The following is a 21,006-nucleotide window of genomic DNA, read 5'->3' as shown; positions in this document are numbered from 1 at the left end:
CTAAATTCGAGCAAAGAACATCAGTTTTTTATGGTTCTAAACGTATTATCTTTAGTTAATTACAAGAATTTTGAGAGTCAGGTTTTTGATTTCGACAGTAAAATAAACTGCTTTGTTGGCGCTAATGGCATCGGAAAAACAAACGCTCTAGACGCTATTTATCATCTGGCTTTTGGCAAAAGTTATTTTAATCCTGTTGCCGTACAGAACATAAAACATGGTACTGAGTTTTTTGTGGTTGATGGTAATTTCACTAAAAATGAGCGTTCAGAAAAAATTATTGTTTCGTTAAAAAAAGGGCAAAAAAAAGTTATAAAACGTAACGGTAAAGCTTACGATAAATTTAGTGACCATATTGGTTTTATACCATTAGTTATTATATCTCCAGCAGACAGAGATTTAATTATAGAAGGCAGTGATACCAGACGCAAGTTTATAGATAGTGTGATTTCGCAAAGTGATAAAGCGTATTTATCTGCACTTATTTCTTATAACAAGGTACTTTCGCAACGCAATGCACTTTTAAAATATTTTGCACTCAATAACACGTTTAATGCAGACACACTTGCTATATATAATGAACAACTAAACACGTATAGTGCAGAGATTTTTAAAAAAAGAGATGAATTCTTAAAAGTATTTATTCCTATTTTTAAAGAACGATACGAAGCCATTAGCCAAAGCAAAGAAGCCATAAACTTAAAATACAAAAGCGATTTGTTTGATGGTGATTTAATCAATCTACTACAAAGCAACCTTAATAAAGACAAAGCTCTACAATACACAAGTGTGGGTACACACAAAGATGATTTGGTCTTTACAATCGATGATTTTCCGATTAAGAAATTTGGAAGTCAAGGACAGCAAAAATCTTTTTTAATTGCTTTAAAGCTGGCTCAATTCGATTTTATAAAGCAACAAAGTGGTGTCTCTCCTATTCTACTACTCGATGATATTTTTGATAAGTTAGATGAAAACAGAGTAGCACAAATTATCAGTTTGGTAGATAATGACCATTTTGGTCAGATTTTTATTAGTGATACGCATGCTGACCGAACAGAAAATGTGATTAAGCAAATTCATCAATCTTACAAAATTTTTAAACTATGAAAAAGTATGGCATTATCCTGCTAATTCTAATCTTTAGCTGTTCTAAAAATCCTGAAACACTCTTAACATACCTTAATGGCTATTGGGAGATTGAAGAAGTCACTTTAGAAAATGGCACAAAAAAGCAATATCAATTTAGCGAAACCATAGATTATATAAGCATTAACGATAGCCTAAAAGGATACAGAAAAAAATTAAAACCAGGTATTAACGATACCTATTTTACCTCTGACGATGCTGAAGCGATTACATTAAAGATTGAAGACAACCAACTCAAAATCTACTATAAGACGGCTTATGCTGAGTGGAAAGAAACAGTTTTAGAAGCTTCTGAAAAGCATTTAAAAGTAAGGAATGAAAACAACGCTATATATCTATATAAGCGTTACACTCCTATACACTTAGACGTTGAATAATTGAGTAATTTCCAATAATGACTATAATAGAACTAATACACTACTTTAGAACTAATGGAAATCAAGAAGATTTTTTTAAAAACAATTCTCTTGAAACTGATTCAGAAGTTGTTGAAATATACATGTGTAAGCCTTTTAATATTAACAATGAAATAAGTTTTTTTGAAATTGAAAAAACTCAAGGTAATATTGAGTATGAAATTGATAACGTTAAGTATTATAATCTAATTGATTTTTATTATTTTATTGATTTTATAAATGAATCTAAGGCAAATAAAGGTTTGTCTGATGAAAAATTAGCAGAAATATTCTATAACTATTGTATTAATGACGCTTAATACAAAAAAAATAGCATCTCATATTTCACTGAAATAACAACATGTCAAAACGAAACAACGATAACCGTCCAATTGAAGAAATTCTAAAAGAATTTGTACAAACCAATAATTTAGAAGCTGGTTTAGACAAAGTAAACATTCGTGAAGCTTGGGCAAATCTTATGGGAAATGGAGTTAACAATTACACCACTGCTATAGAGCTTAAACACGAAACACTTTATGTACAACTAAGCTCTAGCGTGTTGCGTGAAGAATTAAGCTACGGAAACGAAAAAATTGTAAAAATGCTTAATGAGTCTGTTGGCAAAGAGATTATAAAAAAACTCGTTCTTCGTTAATAAAATCAATTTTTTAGGCTTCAGAATTATTTAGTATTTTTCAAAAGCAATTATTCGAGCTTTATGAAATACGCCAAACTCATCATTTCCTTCGTATTAACCATTACTGTATTCTTTATCCTCAACACCAAATTAGGTTCTATTCCGCCAATTGGTAAATTTTTAAATCCGTATTCTGGCATTTGGCAAAACGAAAAAACAGAAACCACTTCTGGAGATATTAGTATTCCTGGATTAAAAGACAAGGTAACGGTACATTACGATGACCAATTAATTCCACATGTTTTTGCTCAAAACGAAAGTGATCTATACAAAGCGCAAGGGTATTTAACAGCCAAACATCGTTTGTGGCAACTCGAGTTTCAGACCTTTGCGGCATCTGGACGTTTATCTGAAATTATTGGCGAAAAGGCTCTAGATTATGACCGTACAGAAAGGCGACGAGGTATGGGTTATGGTGCAGACCAAGCTATAGCTTATATGAAAGAGCACGATAAAGAAACCTTAGGATATATTCAAGATTATGCAGATGGAGTTAATGCTTACATTAGGCAACTAAAACCTGAAGATTATCCGGTTGAATATAAATTACTTGATTATAAACCAGAGGCTTGGACACCAAAAAAGACAACATTACTACTAATGTATATGACCAAAATGCTGGCTGGTTATGATGATGATTTAGAATACACAAACACGTTGCGCCTACTCGGCAAAGATAATTTCGATTTATTGTTTCCTGATTTTTTCGATATTACAGATCCCGTAATACCAAAAGAAACCGATTGGAGTTTTATAGACGTACCTCAGACTCCTTTACCAAATAGCAAGGCTGTATTAGACACTATTACAGAGACAATCTCAAAACCACATCCAGATAATGGCAGTAATAACTGGGCTATTTCAGGTACAAAATCAGCAACCGGAAATCCTATACTGGCAAACGATCCGCATCTTGGGCTTAACCTGCCATCTATCTGGTTTGTTATGCAACTAAGCACTCCAAAACACAATGCTTTTGGAGCTACTATTCCTGGTGCGCTGAGTGTTATATCTGGGTTCAATCAACACATAGCTTGGGGAGAAACCAACGCAACAAGAGATGTAATTGATTGGTACAAGGTTGAATTTAATGAAGACCGAACTAAATATAAGTATGATGGCCAATGGAAAGATGTTTCCATACGCGTTGAAGACATTAAAATAAGAGGAAAAGAAAACTATAAAGACACAGTACTCTATACACACCATGGTCCTGTGGTATATGACAAAAACTTTAAGTCTGATATGGAATTGGCTGGCTATGCCATGAAGTGGATTGGACACGAAGGAGGAAACAATCAAAAAACATTCTTAGAGCTTAATAAAGCAAAAAATTACGATGAATATGTGCAGGCATTGCAATACTGGAATGCTCCTGCTCAAAACTTTGTATTTGCTTCCACCCAAGGAGATATTGCCTTATGGATACAAGGAAAATTCCCGAATAAATGGGAAGGTCAGGGAAAATTTTTAATGGATGGCAGCAATCCTGAAAATGATTGGCAAAGCTACATACCTCAGCAATTTAATGCACACACTAAAAATCCTGATCGTGGCTTTGTGAGTTCTGCAAATCAACATCCTGTAGACGAAAACTATCCTTTTTATGTTTTTAATGATGGCTACGAAACGTATAGAAACAGAGTTATTAATGATTACTTTAATTCTAAAGAGAAGTTCAGTATTGAGGATTTCAAAAATTTGCACAACAACAATTACAATCTTAAAGCTGCCGAAATTGTACCATACATGCTAGAACACATGGATACTTCTCCGCTAGACGAAGAAGAAATGTCTATATACAATGAAATAAAAGCATGGAAATTTAATAACGACATAGACGAAGTTGGTCCAAGTATTTTTAGACAATGGTATGGAAAACTCTATAATTTGGTTTGGGATGAGTTTGTTTCTGAAGACACAGCTTTAAGCTCTCCTTTCACGTATCAAACAATATACTTGTTAAAGAATCATGGAGAACACAAGTTTATGGATATCGTTAAAACTGAAGATAAAGTAGAAACAGCAAAAGATTTAATTTTGATTGCTTTTAGAAGTGCAGTATCTAAGCTAATTGAAATTAGAGAAGAAAAAGGCAACTACAAATGGGCTAACTACAAAGCAACTTATGCTGGTCACTTGTTACAAGCCTTACCTGCGTTTTCTAGATTTGATATTCCTATTGGTGGAGATCGTAATATTGTTAATGCTACATCTGAAAATCATGGACCTTCATGGCGAATGATTGTTGAGATGAGTTCACCTCCTACTGCTCTTGGCATATATCCTGGCGGACAATCGGGTAATCCCGGAAGTAAGTACTATGACAACCTTATAGACGATTGGGCTGAGGGAAAATATCTTCAACTTAACTTTTTACAATCTAGCCAAGCTACAGATGCTATAATCAGTACCCTAACTCTAACACCAAAGAACTAATGAAAAATAATATCTACAACTTTTTTGCCACAATTATAATAGCTTTTGTACTATCATTTGTTTTACCATGGTGGTCTATAATGACAGCTGCATTAGCGACCTCATTATTTATTCCTCTAAAAAAAGCTGCTGTGTTTTTTGTTCCATTCTTAGCAATTTTAGTGTTTTGGGGAATTTATAGCTTTATACTTAGTAGTGCTAATGACTATACTCTAGCAAAACGAATAGCTGTGTTATTACCTCTTGACGGAAATCCGTTTATTTTAATGCTTATTACTGGAATAATAGGAGGATTAACTGCTGGAATAGCAGCTGTTTTTGGAAAACAAATTGCTTTAATGTCTAAAAAAGGTTAAATCTTTAATCCTTATTATTAACATTAATTAAAACTCTACTTTTAGCCCATTGAACGGCTGTTTCTAAATCACCAAAGCGCCTAATTTTTTTACTGAAAAATAAATTTTCTACAACAGTATTTAAAAAACTAAAACTATTATAGCCTATTACACCATAACCTTTTAGGTTGAAACTGTTTTTATAAAAATACAACCAATCCATTGGTTTTAGAGAGTACGAGTTTACTCTATGAGATAAGTAAACTAAATTACTACCATCTGTTTTGGTAAAAGATGTGACATCTTTAACAATTATTTTAGCATGTTCTTCCCAAGAAAAAACAACTCCTTCTTTTATTTCAGAAATGACGTAGCCTTTAAAAATAAAAATATCCGCAAAAGGATAGTTTAATTCTTTTAAAACGTCATCATAAAACTTTGTCGCCTTGAGATTTAGCATCAATTTTAATTATTGCACAAATAACAGTTAAATTTATTTAAAATAAAAAAACTTCTAATATTACTTTTGATGCTAGTCTTCAAACGAAATTAGCTAAAACATAGATTTAGATCAAAGATTAACAAGAACTTAGAAAAGCTTTTAATTAGAAACACCCACACTTTCGTGTAGGTGTTTCAACTAACAAAAAAACTCAAAAAAGTATCAAAATCTGTTATGATACCGACTAACTGTAATCGGCAGTTAGTCTTTCTTGTTAGCAACCAATCAATCAACCTTAATTTGCTTCCCCACAAATTGAAGGTTGACCCCTAAAAATTGTAGGTTATAATGCCTTTTATAAAAAATGGCGTTCCTGGTGTAAAGTGAATTTCTTCTACAGATTCTGCTTCGTTTTGTAAACGAGATTCTGTTGCAAACTGAGTTTCATTCCAGTCTACGTCAAATAAGTTTTCTACCATAACACCTAGCGTTACATTCTTCATTCTGTAATTAAGATTAAAATCTGCTACAGTGTAGCCTTCTGCTACAATAGAATTGTCTTCATTCGCTGGTCTATCATTCAAATACCTAAATCGCAATCCGCCAGAAAATCCATTTAAATCATCTATTGACAAACCACCTGTAAAAGTAAAATCTGGTGCTAATGGAATATAATCTTCACCTTCTGGTTCATCTATGCTACGAGCATGTGTATACGTTGCATCAGAATCTAAAAATAACCAATCGTTAATCTGATACCTTAACCCTAAATCTAGTCCGTAACGTCTTGTTTTACCACTTGGTTCTACAATACCTGCATCACCTACATAAACAAATTCTTGTTCTAAGAATAAATACCATAACGCTGAGTTAACTACCAATTTTGGAAATGGTTTCCAGATAGTTCCTAAATCGGCTCCATAAGAACGTGGTAAAATATCTTTACCATTATTAGCAACAACTACTCTGGCATCGTTAGAGTGAAATCCTAAACCAGACTTTAAGTACAATTGCAGATTATCTTTAGCATTGTAATAGAAATTTAACTTAGGGCTAACTATTGTCTTTGTTTCAGATTGTGTTTCATAATTGGTCTGTAATTCATCGTTATACATAAACTTAAAATGATCTAAGCGTAAAGCAGGTGCTACTCTGAATTTACCAAACTCAAAATCTGCTTTTACGAAGGCATCAATATTAGTTTGATTTATATCACCTAATTGAATATTTTCTAATGTTGTAGTTCGGTTTAACGTTCTAGACAATTCTACATCATCAATAATATCATGTCGTAAGCCAAAGCCTGAAGTTAAATTTAACTCTGTACTACCTAAAAACGTTGAATAATTTATCGCAGCATTTGCTCCAAAAATCTGTCTGTCTTCTTTCTGCTTTATTTGGTCGCCATTTACTGGGTCTTCAAGGAAAAATGTAAAGTTAGAATACAACTCAAAAGCATATTTAGAGTAGTAAGCGTTAGCTTTTAATGTTGTATTGTCTGCAATATATTTATCATACGTTACATTTAAATTTGTTCGAGAGGTTTCACCTCCTTCAGTATCGTCTATAGCTCCAAATCTTGTAATATTACCGTTATCAACTTCGCGCTGTGGTATTTGCCCAGAAGCATCCCAACGACTCGTAAAATGTGATGCAGTAAGTGTTAACTTATCATTCTCTGGAGAGTACATTATATACTTTCCAAATAAGTTTAGACGATTAAAATTTTGAGGAGAATCAAACGGTCCATCGGTTGCTATATATTCCATAGCCATGTAGGCATTCTGATTTTTGGTGTTTTCTAACAAATCGAATAAACCTACTGTTCGTAGTGTATTAAACTGTCCAAGAGACAATGACACACTACTTTCATCTATATAATCTTTGGTTTTAAAGTTTACATAACCTGCAGTATTAAAATCACCTTCTGAAGCATAGTAAGCTCCTTTACCAAAATCTATTTTATTTACTGTTTCTGGTATTACAAAGTGTAAATCGCTATAGCCTTGGCCATGTGCATGAGACACCATATTTACTGGCATTCCGTCTACACCTATCGCTAAATCTGTACCATGATCTATATCAAATCCTCTAAGAAAAATTTGCTCTGCTTTACCTCCACCAGCATGCTGACCAATAAATAAACCTGGTACTTTTCTTAGCACTTCTTGTGAAGAATTTACTGGTGTAACATTTAAATCTAATCTAGAAATGGTATTTACAGGATTTAGTTCTTCTCGTATAACCATTTCATCTAACTGAAATACTTTTTCTTCAAGAATTATGTTTAGATCATTCGCATCAGTCACTTGCACTATAGATGTCTTGTAGCCCAAAAGTCCAATCTTTAATGAATCTCCTGCTTTAGTCTGGCTTATAAAAAACAAACCATTTTCTGAAGTATGTGCGTGAGTTTCTGAATTTAAGTTATATACATAAGCTGCTTCAAGTGGTTGATTTAATTCATTTAAAACAACTCCTTTTATATTCTGTGCTTGTAAACCAAACACAAATAGGCTTAAAAAAATGGAAAATAATGTTAGGTTTTTCATGATTATAATTGATTGATTTTAGATTCCATTGTAGGCCCAAGTTCATAGAGACTGGCGACCAACTCATTTTTTAATTCTGAAACTTGATCTGTTTTGCCCACCGCTTTGTAGATCTCTGCAATGTGGTACAAAACAGCTGGCTCAAAAGTCTGTCCTTCTACATGCTTTTCTATGATTGCATTTGCCTTTTCTATGTTTCCTTTTTTAAAATAACTCCAAGCTAATAAATCGTAAGATTGTGGTGTGGGTCTGTTTTTTACCTCAAGCTCTGCTACCTCTATGGCGCGCTCAGGTAATAACATTTCATCTGTATACATTATAACATTATAAGCGTTATACATGTCACCATAATTTTTGTCTCTTACCATATCATTGTAGCGACCTATAGCAGCATTTTTAGCTGATTCGTCTTCATTATACTCTGCTATTTCTGCTATTAACAACTCATAATCAGGTGCAGTGTAATATGTCTTCACAGAGTCTATTATATTTTGCGCAATAATAGGATTATTTTCATAAGAAAAAGTGATCCATGCAATACCTTTTTTTGCATACGCATCTGTAGGGTCTAGCGCTAGAGCTTTTAAATAAAGATTGTAAGATTTTTCTATTTCACCTGCATGACCATAAAAGTCTGCAAGGTTAGTATAAGACCACTGTTTCACACCTTTTAGATTAGATGCTTCAGCTATAGCTTTTGCTTTTTCCATATTAGTAATAGCACCTTCTAAATTCCCTTTATGATCTTCCCATTTTGCCAAGCGAATTAGGTAATCGAAGTCAGACATATTTTTAATATCCTTCAAATAGGATTCAGCAGTTAAATAATTTCCTAACTCAAGATGCACATCAAAAAGCATTTTTTGAGTCCCTGTTAATTTATCTCCATTTTCTTCTGCTAGTTTCAATAATTTAAGCGCTTCTTTAAATCTATGTTGAGAAATGTAATTTGAGGCTAAACTTTTTAGGTATGATGTGGTTTTTCCTTTAGTAATTTCAACGGCTTGTTTTAAGTCTTTTTCTGCTTTTATTAGATAATCTATATCTCCTGTAGCGTCAAAAACTGTAGTATAAGCAGCTGCGCGTTTTCCTAAATAAGGATATTGATTTGGGTTTTCGTTAAGCTTATCTGTCCATTGCTGAGCGTTAGCTATAAGCGCTGATTTGTCTGCCTTTTCTGAAAGGTATTTTGAATAATCGTTACTATTTGTTACTGTGTTTTTACCACAGCCTAACAATAGCAACACTATAGTGAGGGGAAGGAGTTTTTTGAGTATCATGGTTTGCGAGTTTTTGTTGTTAAAAATATTCCTGAAGCAGATAAATAATCTACCTCAGGAATTGGGTTCAGTATCTTACCAAGGCGAAGCTAAGTAAGGGAAAGACGTTAAAAACGTCTTGTCATTGGCATCTACATTATCATTAGATAAACCTGGATTTTCTGAGAAATCCTCACCACCAAAAATCAGTAATAACTCAACGGTTATAACATCATCTGCTAATGCTCTCCCTGTTAACACATTAGTACCATCATAAAATGTTGTTGTGCCATCTAAAGACACATTAAGCACATCTGTTGCTAACAATCCAGTAAAGGTTGCTGCATCTAAACCTAAAGCATTAGTATCACCAGGATTTGCATATGCAGGACTTAAGCCTTCTAAATTATTTTGGAACATTGCTTGGAAAGCTGCACCTTGGTCAGAAGGTGTCGTGGTATTAAAAGCATCTTTCATACCAGAAGACACAAATACTGTATTTACAGCAGGTCTTCCCATTTGGTCTTGCTGCGCGTAAGTTCCTGAGAAATCAGGTCCCATTGGCTGCGAGATTGAGTCGTCATCATTATTACAATTTAATGCCACTAAAGACATTAGCATTGCAATAGCATATAGTTTTATATTATTAGTTTTCATCATCGTAAATTTTAAGTTTGTTATTGTCTTCTTTTAGATTCTACCCAAGTATTTATTGTACCTGAACCACCAATCGCAGATTTAGGAACCTCAATCACAACAGAAAGCACATTAGTACCTGCAAAGGTGTCTGCACCAGGATTATTAAAACTTGTAGCATTACCTGCTATAATTTGTCCGTATTGTGCAAAGTCCATAAAAAACGGATCATCTCTTGGGCCAGCAAAAGCCATCATTCCACCAGAACTTTCTACAATTGCAGATTGTCCGTAAGGTGTAATATCTACAGAAAGTTGATTGGTTGCATTACTTGCAATGGTGCTATTTAAACCTGTTTGAGAAGGCGCTGTAGGACCAAAAACATACATTTTCCCATCTCTGGCAATGGCCTGAATTACTAAATCTTCTACATTGTCTCCTGTATTATCAATGTTGAATTCGATTAATACGTTTTCATCAAAAGCTGCATTTTGTGTATCGCTACCAGAACCCAAAAGTCCTTGTACGTTTGCTACAAAAGCAATATTTGATGTGTTTTCACCTTGAAAGGCATAAAAATCTGTGATATCGCTAGTACCACCTTGTACAGCAGGTGCATCGATATGATCTGCTGCAATAGCAACAAAAGTTGCAATTGCTACAATTGCTGCTGCCATTAAAAATTTTGTGTTTTTCATAATTTGAGATTTTGTTAATTATTGTGTCTCTGTTCTACCTACGGAAAAATGAATAAGGCGGTTTTATATTTTTTTCAAAAAGTTTGAAATGTGGTTGTTTTTTGGATATAAAAAGTATCTTTATATCATAATAACAGTGCCATGAACCCATCAGCAAAAGGCTGGATAAAAAAACTATTAAAAGACATATCAGACAACAATCTGGCTGATATAGACACCTTAGAATTTTATGAAAAACTAAGACAAACAGGTTTTATTTATGGCAGTAATATTTCTACTTTAAAATTTATAGATCAATCTTTTGATTTTACAGAAGAAGAACGAAGCAAAATAAATCTGCTTCTTTGTTTTTATCATATTCATTTAAGTGAAGGACATTCTAACGATACTTTTATAGATAAGCTTGTGACTTATTACAAAACTGTTGGTGAAAACGAACGTTCTTTTTTTGAAGAGCTTTTTGGCGAATCTTCTGGTGATAAATTGCTGGAAAAAATGATTCACAAGCGCATTCATATAGATGATAATTTTATTTCTAAGAGCTTCAACTACTTTTTAGTTAATGCCTTACTTTTTATAGATGTCTTAGGGTATATTCATTTTTTAAATGGAAAAAAAGACATTAAGACCTACGTAAACAACTTAGAGTCTGCTCTAGAATCTGTAGTCATTTCTGTAATGGACACTAAATCTAAGAAGTCTGATTACGACGAAAATTTAATGAAGCTTTTTGAAAGCTCCATGCGTCAAAAAGATACAGATATCAACACCTATGATGATGTAATTAAACTTATAAATCATCCTTTAGAAAAGCAATACCTTGTAGATTTGGTTTGTATGGCATCGTGGAGTGATAAAGTCATTGATACTGCTGAACAGAACTTTCTAAATAAAATGAAAAATGACCTCAACTTAGAACAAGAGGCCATTGACAAATCCATTGAATCTATAAACACTTTTTATGATGAGCACAAGGAAGAAGTTGCGTTTTTGAGTTCTAAAAACTTAGCGCAGAGTTTTTATGACAATAGCAGTAAGCTTGTATCTAAACTTGTTAATCGTAACAAAAAACGTCTTCTAAAAGAATTGTCTGAGAGTAAAGAAGCTATGAAACTTTTAACCGCTTCTACCTACAGAACACTCAATGACGATGAGCAAAAAAAGATACAGCAACAACTACTAGATATTTTTAAATCTATACCAAGTTTGGCTATTTTTATGCTACCAGGTGGTGCTATTTTATTGCCTCTTTTTGTAAAAATAATTCCAAAATTATTGCCTTCTGCTTTTGATGATAATAGAATTGAAGAGGAAGACGAAGATTAAACCTATTTCCCTTTATTCTGTATGTAATTGAGTACTGCTTCTTTTGTAGTATACCAGTTTCTACCTTCTTTGTGAGCATCAATTTTTCCTTGTCTTGCTAATAAACTAACATACTCTTGACCATAAGGAATCTCTGGCTCTTCTACAATAGATGAAATAGCTTGATAATCTTTATCTGAACCAGGAATAGCACTCAAGTAAATGTTTAATGAGCGCTCTGTAGCTTGGCACATTAGCAACATTAACTTAGCATAATTACCATTATTAGCCTGGTTTAGTGCGGCATAATACTTAGCTCTATCATTAGCCAGAATGATTGCAGGCGGAAAACCACAACGCATTAACAGCAAATTCATAACCAAACGAACAGTACGACCATTACCATCAAAGAAAGGATGAATCCATACAAATTTGTGATGAAAAACAGTAGCCAACTCTACAGGGTTTAACCCTTGAGGATTGGTATTAATATAATCTATTAAATCGTCTAGATACTCTGAAACTTTACGAGCATTTGGTGGCACAAAATTAGCACCAGATATGCGAACTCCTCCGTTACGCAATCTACCAGCATACTCATCTTCTATAGAACGTAAAACCAAACCATGAAGATCTAAGATATCTTTAGCGTTTAAGACATAATCGTCTTTAACTAATTGATATAATTTAAGAATGGCAAACTCGTGGTTTTTAGCTTCAAAATGCTCTCGTAGAGATTTTCCTTTTACGGTTATTCCTTCTTGAAGCACCATTTGTGTTTCTCTTAAACTTAAGGTATTGCCTTCAATACTGTTACTGTTATAGGTCCACTCTACAAGAAAAGCTTCTTTTATATTTTGCAATACAATATTAGGCAAAGGTCTTGCCACATTTAAAACCTCGAGCTTATCTAACAACCTTGCAAAGGTCTGTTCTAAATCTTGCCTATATTTTGTATCTACATCCCACACATCACAAAGGTACAATTATCGGATATATTTAAAAAACCTTTTATCCGATTTTTTACTCTAACCAGTTTTTAAAATCCTTTACGCGCTCTCTGGCTACAATAATATCTTGCTCATTAAAGTGACTGAGCTTAATTTGCAATCTGGAGTTGGTATAGCTAATGATATCTTTTATTGCATTGATGTTTACATAAAATTTTCGGCTTACCCTAAAGAACACATGTGGCTCTAACTCTTCTTCTAGCTGATCTAGAGTTAAGTCTAAAAGGTAGTTTCTACTTTCATTAGTATACGCATATGTTCCTTTATTTTCGCTATAGATGCACTCTATATCTTCAATATTAATAAGCTTTAGGTGTTGGCCAACTTTTACCGAAAAACGCTTTTTATATTCACGCTCTATTGGGTTGACTAACAACTTCTTGATATCATTAAAATCTAAGGTTACAGCTTGTTTTTGTGGTGTTCTTCCTTTAAACTTGTTGACCGCATTTCTTAGATCGTCATCGTCAATTGGTTTTAACAGATAATCTATACTGTTGAGTTTAAAAGCCTGAAGCGCATATTCATCATAAGCTGTGGTAAAAATAACAGCAGAATTTATATCCAAGGTTTCAAAAATCTCAAAAGAAAGCCCATCGCTCAATTGTATATCCAAAAAGATTAAATCTGGATGCTCATTGTTTTGAAACCACTCTAAGGATTCTTCAACAGAGTGCAACATTGTTTCTGCTTCTACATCCAGAGATTTTAGCATACGTTGCAATCGTCTTGCTGATGGTTTCTCGTCTTCTATAATGATTACGTTCATTTTGTATGGTTATTTTGTATGGTTGGTTAGTTTTATTCCCACATTTTGGTTTCTTCAGTCTCGTCTTTCTTCAAATAAGACGCTATCTTTTTGTCTTCCCAGCTTTTCCTAAACACTGTTTTTTCTTTAAAAATTTTCCAGGCATGTATTATTATAGCCATTGTCCAAAATACTAATACAGAGAGATTAAGACTAAATATATCATTCTTATAAACACCTTCTACAATGTAAAGGTTATATACTAATAATGCCACAACAATAAGGTAACCTGCCAGGTGAATGTAAAACAGTTTTAAGCGTCTTAAGCGCTTCTTAGCGTTTAGTAATTTTTGTTCTTCATTATTGTGAGATTCCATAAACTTCTGTCTTTATTGGTAACTACTCCCAATTACGTTCTTCCTTGTCCATAAACTCTTTAAGCTTACGCTTTTCCCAGTCTTTACCAAAGAAGAAATCTGGACCAAACACTCCTATAAAGTGAAACACTAATCCAATGCCCCAAAAAACCGCTGTAGCATATGGACCAAAACCTCTGAACCCTTGCTCTGAGTTAAGTCCTATCAACAAAATTAAAAATACGTTGACAACAACATAAACCGCAAAATGCCAGTAAAACCCAATTAAGGCGTCGACCTTTTTCTTTGCTCTTAAATATGCTTCTTCTTTTCTAAAATCTGAAACCTCGTCTTTATCTTTATAAGGTTCTAAACTATATTTTTCCATCTCTTTAATTTTTTAATGTGAATCGTTAGACAATTCTTTTTTCATGTATTCTTCGATCTTGCGTTCTTCCCATTTTGTACCAAACTTATAAGACACAAAATGTAAGATTAAAAACACTCCCCAAATAGTCCAAGAACTTAAAACGTTAATGGTTAAAAACGCATCAACAAAGCTGTCCCAACTATTAAAATATCCCCAAACTTTTACTACAGTAAGCACTGTGTTTACTAAAAAGTAAATAATAAGGTGTGTGTAAAACCCTTTCTCTTTTTCAACTCTTCGTTTGGCTTTTATGTAATTTAAATTCTGATCTTGCATAACTTTTAATTTTAATTCCAACGGTTTTTTTCATCTTCCTCACGCATATATTCTTCAATTTTGCGTTGTTCCCACTTAGCACCTAAAGCACCATTATCTACAAATACACGATAGGCTTGAAAGGCTAAACTAATTCCCCATCCAAATATTGGAAACCAAAACCATTGAATGGTATGTTGCGAATATCTATACCAAATGAAAATTAAAAATGGTATAACAAAGACATACGATATTAAACTATAGTAAAACCCTTTTAGTTCATCTACACGTTTGCGAGCTCTCACATAGTCGTCGTTAAGACGCTCTTTTGATTTTTGTGCTGTTCTCATGATTGATACTTGTTTTGTGAGCATCGGAATTGCAACTGCAAAATCCTTCTCTCTTTGATTGATGTAAACTTTTCGTTCTGTAAGAAGTTGGTAGCGTTGCTTTATATTTTCTAAACCAACTCCACTACTCTTCTTTACAATTTGTTTTGGTTGAAGATTGTTCATCACTACTAAGTGATTTCCGTCTTCATAAATTTTTATATGCAATGGCTTACTCGAGGTTACCATATTATGCTTTACAGCATTTTCTAACAATAATTGTAGTGATAAAGGCACAACTTTACTTTCAGGATTTGAAGCCTTTTCTGGTATTTCAAAAATGATGCTGTCCTCAAATCGCATTTTTAAAAGCGACATGTACGTTCTGGCAAAATTCAACTCCTCATCTACCGTTACTAACTCTTTATTTTTTTGCTCTAAAACGTAGCGATACACTTTAGATAATGCTGTTGTAAATTTCTGCGCGCTATCCGGATTTTCTTCAATTAAACTGGTTAACACGTTAAGACTATTAAACAGAAAATGCGGATCTAATTGATTCTTTAAAGCATCGAACTTAGCACTGGCAGCTCCTGCAATAACCTTTTGTTCTTTTATTTTACTCTTTTGATAGTGATTGTAGAAGTAAATAACATAGAATACCGAAACTATAGTCAAGGTAATCCACAACCCAAAAGAATAACCGCTCCAAGTTTCATTTTCAATAAAATGATCAAAAGAATCTCCAAAAATGACAACCTGAACGATAATCCTTAGTACAAAGATGGTTAGTAAAGTTACTATTGTACTCCCTAAAATTCCATACACAATACGTTTAATAACATTGTACGACTTGTACGTTCGCTTTTCTAAAAATTCAAAGACCAAAGTGTTAACGTAGCTGATAACAAAAGTGTATAGTTGATAAATACCAAAGTATATTAAAAACCGATTAACACTTTCAAAATCAAATCCTGTAGAAAAGTACGATCCTAATACAAAGACTACACAACCTATAAGAAATGTGGTAACAATATTTTTAATTGACTTTGACATAAATTTTTGAAATAACTTATTCTTTACACTCAGCTAATACTTGTTCTGCACGCTCTCTTCCCCAATTAGGATGAAAATCGCTCTCTGGCTTAAAGGTATCAAAAAGTTCTAATGATGCTTCAATTTCTTTACAGAATGGTTCTGTATCCTGACCAAAATACTTAGCGCTTCCCATTCCCCAATCTGCCTTACAATATGCTGCTCTGGGATTTGTTGGATCTAACTTCACTGCTTTAGCGTATAGTTCGGCAACCTTGCCAGCATACTTCATACCATAAGTAGCACCATCGAAAGCCACCCAATTGGTATATACCTGAGCTTGCATTACCAACAATTCTGCATTGTCTTCACTTCTGGCCATTGCAATATCTAAATGTTCTTGTGCTTTTTTTAACTGAGCTTTTAAAACGGTTTCGTCCTTTTCATTCCAGCTTTTTAAGCTATTCATTTGTGCAATGTAGTAGTTTGGCAGCCACTCTTCTTCTTCGGCTTTTGAAATGCGCTCAAACATATTTTCGGCATCGTCCCATTTGCCTGCTTCCCAAAGTTCAAAAGCTTTAGACATTCCTTTTTCAAAATTGGTTTGTGCTGTAGCCTGGCGACTTACTAAACTCAAAACCAATATTACTACGATTTTTACTAATGTGTTCATGATATTTTGATTGACGTTTTATGATTACGAGACAAATATCTTACACAACACTGGCTTTTTAAAATAGCAATTACCGAATTGTCACTTTTTAATGACGAATTGTAATTTTCTAAAAATTACGTAAGGGTACGTATATAAGAGACTGATTTTTCGAGTTAAATTTGAAAACACTAAATACATTAAAATATAATCTGGATATACGTAATATGTATATCCATTTGTTGTGCAACATTTAACAAAATAATGAGTAAAAAGATGGAAATAGTAACAAAAAAGAACTTGATTAAATACTTAATTGAGTTTGTAATTGTTGCGTTTGGAGTTTTTCTTGGTATATATCTTAATAATAAGGAAACTGATAAAAAGTCTGATTTAAACCAAAACAAAGCTATAGAAAATATCATAAATGAATTAGAGAACAACAATAAAAGCCTAAAAAGTACAATAAGTTATCACGAATTGATTAAGACAAGTTTAGATAGTCTTTTTAAAACTATTCCTGATGAGGCTTTAAGTGAAACCTATTTTGAAAATAAAAAGTTCAAATTTATTTATATAAAAAACTGGAGTGGGAATGGATTTACGGAATTTGACGATACTGCTTTTGAAGTATCAAAAATGAGCGGAACTTTACAAAGTATGGATATTGATTTGATACAGGAAATATCAAAGATTTACAAAAAATTAAATTCCCAATCAAATTTTCAAAACTCAATAAATAATAGAATGGCAAATATCAATTCTCAATCGACAACTTATGATGCTATTGGGAATGTTATTCTATTGACAGGAGATAACCTAGGAATGGAAAAAAGTCTTTCGACAGAACTGGAAAACAGTATAGAAACAATAAAAACGTTGCACAACAATGGCTATAAGTAATTGCTTGTTCTCGCCTACTTCTGAAAATCCTTGCGGATTTTCAGTTTGGTGTGTACTTGCAAAGTTAAGTGCTAAACCACGCAACTACTCATAGCCGAGACCGTTGTGAGCAAGCTGAAAAAATGAACTTTGTAAAAGACGACATACCTAAATGGATTAAACCATATGCTGAATTAGGACCAGGAATTGAGCTTGACGTGAAAATTAATGACGACAATTTTTTTTGGTACCTACAGGCTATGTGTAGTCCGCCAAATTTTGAAAAATATCTGATTTTACTACATCCTTTTTGGATAAACTATAAAGCAAAAGAACTAAATAAAACAGTTGACTTTTTAAGAGAAAAAGATGTCAAAGAAGAAGAATTTGAAAGATTAACTTACTCGGAATTCTTTAAAAATTATGACGAAAATTTTAATTTAGAAACAGCGAAAAAAGTAAAAGAAAAAATTGCGGATAAGTATTTAAGAAGAAACAATGATTGGCCAAAATATATTTGGTATCCAGCCGAGGGAGAAGCTGAATTATCTGACTTGGAATTTATCACTCAATCATTGATTAAAAAATATGGAGACTTGGAATCTGACTTCTATTATACTTTAATGAAAACCAAAGAGATTAATGAGGACAAAATTTTGCGTGGAAATTTATCTGAATTACCAAAAGTTTGGGACTTTGAACCCGAAATTAGAGATAGCCCAAGTGCAATCTATCCGACAAATGGAAATGATTGGTTTATAATTACAGATTACGACTGTCCAATGACATTTATTGGTGGAAAATCGGAATTGATTGACGAAATATTAAAGAATAAACCAAAAGGAATTGACCTTTACGAAATAAAACCAAAATACGAACAGAAAAAAGCCAGCTCACAACATCGGCTATAGTTCATTGCAGCGGAATTTCTAATCGGAATTGCTTCGCAAGTTCTCTACGCTTGTTTCATTACAATTTGCTATCTTTCGGTTACGGCTGAAAAAATCCTGCGGATTTTTCCGCAATGAGCAATACACAAAACCGTTCTCCACCATTGTGAAAAACACAATCAGCATATCAATATTTTTAGTTCTAATTTTTATTAGTTCATGTAATGAACAAAAAGGGAAATTGGAAAAATCAGTGATTGAACAAGCAGAGGAAACTCAAGAAGATAAATTTTATTTAAACTGCAAAAAAAAATCAATAAATGGAATTGAATTTAAAGCTTGTATAAAAAGGCCTGGAAATTTCACAATTATAAATTCCGACAAAAAACTTGTTTATGAACATGAAGATAATCCAGCAGAATTTGAATTTTCGGATTTTAATGGAGATGGCTTTTCAGACATCCTATTAGACTACTTTACTAATGTTCCTGGAATCAAAGAACTTTTGATTTTTAATCCAGAAAAGAATGATTTTGAAAGAATTGTTGGCTTCACAAATTTCCCCTCCGCAATTAAGATAAAAGGAACAGATTTTTATTATTCGTACCATAGAAGTGGATGCGCTGATAATAATTGGGATAGCGATTTGTTTAAAATAATTGATAATAAAGCCATTCGTTTTGGCAATATAAAAGGTATAGGTTGTGGAATTGACAATGAGAATGGCATTTACATAAACAAAGTAAATGGTCAGAAATTAGAGCAGATTAAATTTACACCCAGAGAAGAAGGATATTGGGATGGAAAATGGGAGTTCATCGAAAAATATTGGACTAAAAACCATAATAAATTTGAATAAAAACTGGTGCTAAAATGCTTAAAAGCAATTACTTGTTATCACCTACTTCTGAAAATCCTCGCGGATTTTTTATTCAGTTTGTGTTTGCTAAATTAGGTACTTAGACACACAACAAATCTTAACAATCACGTTGTTAGTAAATTCGACAAAATCAAAATGAAAAAAATACTGAGAATCATACTTATAATAATTGGATTGATTTGTTTCTCCCATTGCAAAAGAAAAGTTGATATATCAAATGGAATTGCTTATAACGGAAAACCAAAAATTGAAACTGACAGCTTAAAGCATTTAGACAGTTTAGATATTGATTTCCAATTAAGAGGTAATTGTTATGCATTTAGCAGTGAAAAAAATGCTAAAAAATCAAATGGTGAAGCACATTCAGAGAATATAGCTAAACCCAACAATGGTAAGTTTGAAAAAGGATTGTTTGGACTTTATTTGAGCGAAAATAAACTACAAAAAGTTTATAAAAACAATATTGGCCATACACTTTATTTAATTAATACTACTGATAAAAATGTTGATTTATCCGCTCAAGATAGTCGACTTGACATAAAAGCAGAAGTTAAATCTAAAGTTGGCTTATGGACTGAAATCACTTATCTTCCATCTAGCTGGTGTGGAAATAGTTATCATACAATTACACTTGGTTCAGACGAATATTGGGAGTTTGTGCAACCAATTTTTAAGGGAAGTTTTAAAACAACGCTACGTTATAAATTGGAATTAGAAGATAATACGATTGTTTCTAATGAAATAATTGCTTTTATAAATCCAGAACAAATGGATAAAGAAAGAAAAGAAGGTCATAATGCGATTAATATAATGGACCCATATAACGAATAAAAACTGATACCTATAATGGCTACAAATAATGGCGCTGTCCTCGCCTATTTCTAAAATCACAAAACAAAAAAAGACCATCCTAACAGATGGTCTTTTCAATTTTATATAAAGTGTCTGTTCTTAGAACATCTCTCTACCAGCAAAGTGAAACGCACCTTCAATAGCAGCGTTTTCATCACTATCACTACCATGTACAGCGTTTTCACCAATAGAAGCTGCATATAACTTACGGATAGTACCTTCTGCAGCATCCGCAGGATTTGTAGCACCAATTAACGTTCTAAAATCTTCAACAGCGTTGTCTTTTTCTAAGATTGCTGCAACAATTGGGCCACGTGTCATATACTCAACTAGTTCACCAAAGAATGGACGCTCTTTGTGGATACCATAAAATTCCTCAGCATCTGCCTTAGTCATTTGAGTTAACTTCATTGCTACGATTCTAAATCCTGAAGCTGTAATTTTTTCTAATATTGCGCCAATGTGTCCTTTTTCAACAGCATCTGGCTTTAACATTGTAAATGTTCTGTTAGTTGCCATGTGTAATTTTTTAATTGGGTGCAAAAGTAATGCATTTCTTTAATTTATCAAGCCATGCCATAATTAAAGCTTAATGTTTAATGATAAATTAACAAAGTGTCTCGTCAGTTCGAGTGATTTTAGTTGCGGTAGCGCATAAAATTAGTATCGAGAACCTTTTAGATAACAATACTTCGGAATCACTCGAAGTGAAGTAAAGCGTAACAATCAAACCTTAATCGTCAGTTCGAGTGAATTTTAGTTGCGATAGCGAATAAA

24 protein-coding genes are annotated in these 21,006 nt (G+C 33.0%); 11 read left to right on the top strand and 13 right to left on the bottom strand.

Features of this window, described 5'->3' with window-relative positions; genetic code table 11:
* Positions 1 to 30: 30 nt before the first annotated feature.
* The 6 genes from recF to V1468_RS06570 all read left to right on the top strand — a co-directional run bounded on the left by recF (position 31) and on the right by V1468_RS06570 (position 5,039).
* Positions 31 to 1,110, top strand: coding sequence for a DNA replication/repair protein RecF (gene recF, locus V1468_RS06595; RefSeq protein WP_331809446.1), 1,080 nt, complete (start codon positions 31 to 33; stop codon positions 1,108 to 1,110).
* On the top strand, positions 1,107 to 1,526 hold the full coding sequence (locus V1468_RS06590; RefSeq protein WP_331809445.1) for a lipocalin family protein: 420 nt from the start codon (positions 1,107 to 1,109) through the stop codon (positions 1,524 to 1,526). The genes recF and V1468_RS06590 overlap by 4 nt, the downstream gene beginning before the upstream one ends.
* 17 nt (positions 1,527 to 1,543) lie before the next feature.
* The gene (locus V1468_RS06585; protein WP_331809444.1) at positions 1,544 to 1,864 is read left to right on the top strand and encodes a hypothetical protein; all 321 of its coding nucleotides are present in this window, start codon (positions 1,544 to 1,546) and stop codon (positions 1,862 to 1,864) included.
* A 41-nt stretch (positions 1,865 to 1,905) separates the two neighbouring features.
* Positions 1,906 to 2,202: a DUF721 domain-containing protein gene (locus V1468_RS06580; protein WP_331809443.1), complete on the top strand. Its 297-nt coding sequence runs from the start codon at positions 1,906 to 1,908 to the stop codon at positions 2,200 to 2,202.
* Between the two features lie 63 nt (positions 2,203 to 2,265).
* A complete protein-coding gene (locus tag V1468_RS06575; RefSeq protein WP_331809442.1) occupies positions 2,266 to 4,683 on the top strand; it encodes a penicillin acylase family protein in 2,418 nt (805 codons plus the stop codon).
* Positions 4,683 to 5,039 (top strand): hypothetical protein, encoded by a 357-nt coding sequence (locus V1468_RS06570; RefSeq protein ID WP_331809441.1) that lies wholly within the window; start codon positions 4,683 to 4,685, stop codon positions 5,037 to 5,039. The genes V1468_RS06575 and V1468_RS06570 overlap by 1 nt, the downstream gene beginning before the upstream one ends.
* Before the next feature lie 4 nt (positions 5,040 to 5,043).
* Here the strand turns inward: V1468_RS06570 and V1468_RS06565 are convergent, their stop codons facing one another.
* The 5 genes from V1468_RS06565 to V1468_RS06545 all read right to left on the bottom strand — a co-directional run bounded on the left by V1468_RS06565 (position 5,044) and on the right by V1468_RS06545 (position 10,605).
* Positions 5,044 to 5,478, bottom strand: a complete 435-nt coding sequence (locus V1468_RS06565; RefSeq protein WP_331809440.1) for a hypothetical protein — start codon at positions 5,476 to 5,478, stop codon at positions 5,044 to 5,046.
* A gap of 311 nt (positions 5,479 to 5,789) precedes the next feature.
* Entirely contained in the window at positions 5,790 to 8,012 is a 2,223-nt protein-coding gene (locus tag V1468_RS06560; protein WP_331809439.1) for a TonB-dependent receptor, read from the bottom strand.
* Between the two features lie 2 nt (positions 8,013 to 8,014).
* Positions 8,015 to 9,292 (bottom strand): tetratricopeptide repeat protein, encoded by a 1,278-nt coding sequence (locus V1468_RS06555; RefSeq protein ID WP_331809438.1) that lies wholly within the window; start codon positions 9,290 to 9,292, stop codon positions 8,015 to 8,017.
* Positions 9,293 to 9,367: 75 nt separating this feature from the next.
* Entirely contained in the window at positions 9,368 to 9,928 is a 561-nt protein-coding gene (locus tag V1468_RS06550; protein WP_331809437.1) for a DUF4331 family protein, read from the bottom strand.
* Between the two features lie 20 nt (positions 9,929 to 9,948).
* Entirely contained in the window at positions 9,949 to 10,605 is a 657-nt protein-coding gene (locus V1468_RS06545; RefSeq protein WP_331809436.1) for a DUF4331 family protein, read from the bottom strand.
* 141 nt (positions 10,606 to 10,746) lie between these two features.
* Between V1468_RS06545 and V1468_RS06540 the strand changes: the two genes are divergently transcribed.
* Positions 10,747 to 11,931, top strand: a complete 1,185-nt coding sequence (locus tag V1468_RS06540) for an LETM1-related biofilm-associated protein (protein ID WP_331809435.1) — start codon at positions 10,747 to 10,749, stop codon at positions 11,929 to 11,931.
* 2 nt (positions 11,932 to 11,933) lie between these two features.
* Here V1468_RS06540 and V1468_RS06535 read toward each other — a convergent pair whose 3' ends face one another.
* The 7 genes from V1468_RS06535 to V1468_RS06505 are packed head-to-tail and all read right to left on the bottom strand — an operon-like array spanning position 11,934 to position 16,746.
* Entirely contained in the window at positions 11,934 to 12,881 is a 948-nt protein-coding gene (locus V1468_RS06535) for a Fic family protein (RefSeq protein ID WP_331810008.1), read from the bottom strand.
* A 52-nt stretch (positions 12,882 to 12,933) separates the two neighbouring features.
* On the bottom strand, positions 12,934 to 13,689 hold the full coding sequence (locus V1468_RS06530; protein ID WP_331809434.1) for a LytR/AlgR family response regulator transcription factor: 756 nt from the start codon (positions 13,687 to 13,689) through the stop codon (positions 12,934 to 12,936).
* Positions 13,690 to 13,721: 32 nt separating this feature from the next.
* The gene (locus tag V1468_RS06525; RefSeq protein WP_331809433.1) at positions 13,722 to 14,045 is read right to left on the bottom strand and encodes a 2TM domain-containing protein; all 324 of its coding nucleotides are present in this window, start codon (positions 14,043 to 14,045) and stop codon (positions 13,722 to 13,724) included.
* A gap of 22 nt (positions 14,046 to 14,067) precedes the next feature.
* On the bottom strand, positions 14,068 to 14,412 hold the full coding sequence (locus V1468_RS06520; RefSeq protein ID WP_331809432.1) for a 2TM domain-containing protein: 345 nt from the start codon (positions 14,410 to 14,412) through the stop codon (positions 14,068 to 14,070).
* Between the two features lie 12 nt (positions 14,413 to 14,424).
* The gene (locus V1468_RS06515) at positions 14,425 to 14,730 is read right to left on the bottom strand and encodes a 2TM domain-containing protein (RefSeq protein WP_331809431.1); all 306 of its coding nucleotides are present in this window, start codon (positions 14,728 to 14,730) and stop codon (positions 14,425 to 14,427) included.
* Between the two features lie 11 nt (positions 14,731 to 14,741).
* On the bottom strand, positions 14,742 to 16,094 hold the full coding sequence (locus tag V1468_RS06510) for a histidine kinase (RefSeq protein WP_331809430.1): 1,353 nt from the start codon (positions 16,092 to 16,094) through the stop codon (positions 14,742 to 14,744).
* Positions 16,095 to 16,110: 16 nt separating this feature from the next.
* Entirely contained in the window at positions 16,111 to 16,746 is a 636-nt protein-coding gene (locus V1468_RS06505) for a tetratricopeptide repeat protein (RefSeq protein ID WP_331809429.1), read from the bottom strand.
* Between the two features lie 243 nt (positions 16,747 to 16,989).
* On the opposite strand from V1468_RS06505, the gene V1468_RS06500 reads away from it, so the two are divergent.
* The 4 genes from V1468_RS06500 (at position 16,990) to V1468_RS06485 (ending at position 20,208) form a co-directional block, all read left to right on the top strand.
* The gene (locus V1468_RS06500) at positions 16,990 to 17,628 is read left to right on the top strand and encodes a hypothetical protein (RefSeq protein WP_331809428.1); all 639 of its coding nucleotides are present in this window, start codon (positions 16,990 to 16,992) and stop codon (positions 17,626 to 17,628) included.
* A gap of 122 nt (positions 17,629 to 17,750) precedes the next feature.
* Positions 17,751 to 18,518, top strand: coding sequence for a hypothetical protein (locus tag V1468_RS06495; RefSeq protein WP_331809427.1), 768 nt, complete (start codon positions 17,751 to 17,753; stop codon positions 18,516 to 18,518).
* Between the two features lie 145 nt (positions 18,519 to 18,663).
* Positions 18,664 to 19,356 carry a hypothetical protein gene (locus V1468_RS06490; protein ID WP_331809426.1) on the top strand — a complete coding sequence of 231 codons (693 nt, stop codon included), beginning with the start codon at positions 18,664 to 18,666 and terminating at the stop codon, positions 19,354 to 19,356.
* Positions 19,357 to 19,512: 156 nt separating this feature from the next.
* Positions 19,513 to 20,208: a hypothetical protein gene (locus V1468_RS06485; protein WP_331809425.1), complete on the top strand. Its 696-nt coding sequence runs from the start codon at positions 19,513 to 19,515 to the stop codon at positions 20,206 to 20,208.
* A gap of 120 nt (positions 20,209 to 20,328) precedes the next feature.
* On the opposite strand, the gene V1468_RS06480 is transcribed toward V1468_RS06485, so the two are convergent.
* The gene (locus V1468_RS06480; protein WP_331809424.1) at positions 20,329 to 20,748 is read right to left on the bottom strand and encodes a nucleoside-diphosphate kinase; all 420 of its coding nucleotides are present in this window, start codon (positions 20,746 to 20,748) and stop codon (positions 20,329 to 20,331) included.
* Positions 20,749 to 21,006: the final 258 nt, after the last annotated feature.

This window comes from Winogradskyella poriferorum (assembly GCF_036553625.1).
Lineage (GTDB): Bacteria > Bacteroidota > Bacteroidia > Flavobacteriales > Flavobacteriaceae > Winogradskyella > Winogradskyella poriferorum.
This window is presented reverse-complemented; position numbering and strand designations above follow the sequence as displayed.